Genomic DNA, 1,863 nt, shown 5'->3' on the forward strand with positions numbered 1-1,863 from the left:
CGTCGACCTCGATCGGCACGCGGCGCAGCCTCGCCTCCCGGGTCGGCGCCGGCCGGAGCTGCGGCTCGAGCCGCGGCATGAGCTCCGACTCGATCCACTGCGTCGACACGGCGAAGCCCGCCGTGCTGAAGGCGGGCTCGTCGAGCACGGCCTCGGCGAAGGGCGCGACGGTCGCGATGCCGGCCACCTCGAGCTCGCCGAGCGCTCGCCGCAGGCGCACGAGCGCGGCGTCGCGGTCGACCGCGTGCACGATGAGCTTCGCCGCGAGCGAGTCGAACGCGGCCTCGACGCGATCGCCCGCCTCGACGCCCGCGTCCCAGCGCACGCCCGGGCCGCCCGGGACCCGCAGCGACTCGACCGTGCCGGGGCTCGGCAGGAATCCGCGGCCCGGGTCCTCCGCGTTGAGCCGCAGCTCGATCGCGTGGCCGACCGGCGCGGGCGTCTCCCGGATCGAGGGGCCGCGTCCCTCCGCGATGCGGAGCTGCTCGCGCACGAGGTCGACGCCCGTGACCGCCTCGGTGACCGGATGCTCGACCTGCAGCCGGGTGTTCACCTCGAGGAACGCGATCGTGCCGTCTGCGGCGAGGAGGAACTCGACCGTGCCCGCTCCCCGGTAGTCCACCGCCGCGCAGATCGCGCGGGATGCGTCGTGGATCCGGGCGCGCTGCTCGTCGCTGAGCCCGGGCGCGGGCGCCTCCTCGATGAGCTTCTGGCTGCGCCGCTGCAGCGAGCAGTCGCGATCTCCCACGACCACGACGCCGCCGCGGCCGTCGCCGAGCACCTGCGCCTCGACGTGCCGGGGCCGCTCGAGGTAGCGCTCGATGAAGCACTCGCCGCGCCCGAACGCCGCGAGGGCCTCGCGGGTCGCGGACGCGAAGGCGTCGGGGACCTCCTCGATCGAGCGCGCGATCTTGAGCCCGCGGCCCCCGCCGCCGAAGGCCGCCTTCACGACGACGGGCAGGCCGTGCTCGCGCGCGAACGCGACCGCCTCGTCGGCGTCGGCGAGCGGACGGTCGGTGCCCGGTGCGAGGGGCGCGCCCGCCTGCTGCGCGATCCGGCGCGCCGTGACCTTGTCGCCGAGCGCGGCGATGCTCTCGGGGGTCGGCCCGATCCAGGTGAGGCCCGCCTGCTCGACCGCCGACGCGAACGCCGCGCTCTCGGAGAGGAAGCCGTATCCGGGGTGGACCGCGTCCGCGCCGGACGTCCGCGCCGCCGCGAGCAGCGCATCCGCGTTCAGGTAGGTCTCGGCCGCCGTCGTGCCGGGCAGCGCGACGGCCTCGTCGGCGTGCCGCACGTGCATCGCGTCGACGTCCTGGTCGGCGTAGACGGCGACCGAGCGGTAGCCCGCCTCGGCGCACGCGCGCGCGACGCGCACGGCGATCTCGCCTCGGTTGGCGATCAGGATCTTCTGCACGGGTCCTCCTGGTCGGTGGTCGGGTCGGCGAGGCGGAACCGGATGCGCGCGCCCGGGGGCAGCTGGCCCGCGCGGTCGAGGTCGCGGTCGACGACCGCGCCGATGATGGGGTAGCCGCCGGTGAGCGGGTGGTCGGGCAGGAAGAGCACCGGCTGGCCGTCGGGCGGCACCTGGATGGCGCCGGTGACCGCGCCCTCGCTCTCGAGCTCGCCCTCCCGCGCGCGCTCGAGCGGCACGGCGCCCTCGAGCCGCACGCCCACGCGGTCGGATCGCGGCGTGACGAGCCACTCCTGGTCGAGGAGCGTGCGCAGCGCCGCGTCGCTGAACCAGTCGGCGCGGGGTCCGAGCACGATGGTCAGCTCGACCTCCTCGCCCGCGCGCGGCAGCGGCACCCGGGGCGCGCGGGTGCGCTCGACCGCGGCGGTCGCGGCGAGCGGCCCGTGCAGCGG

The 1,863-nt window shown here is 76.7% G+C and carries 1 protein-coding gene and 1 pseudogene; both read right to left on the bottom strand.

Features of this window, described 5'->3' with window-relative positions; translation table 11 throughout:
* The coding region (locus NWP09_RS12680) for an acetyl/propionyl/methylcrotonyl-CoA carboxylase subunit alpha (RefSeq protein WP_258275860.1) at positions 1 to 1,414 on the bottom strand (1,414 nt) is incomplete at its 3' end.
* A pseudogene (locus NWP09_RS12685) lies at positions 1,399 to 1,863 on the bottom strand (biotin-dependent carboxyltransferase family protein); the annotation flags it as partial. The pseudogene NWP09_RS12685 and the gene NWP09_RS12680, both read right to left, overlap by 16 nt.

The sequence above is a fragment of the Agrococcus sp. HG114 genome, from assembly GCF_024723325.1.
In the GTDB taxonomy this organism is placed as follows: domain Bacteria; phylum Actinomycetota; class Actinomycetes; order Actinomycetales; family Microbacteriaceae; genus Agrococcus.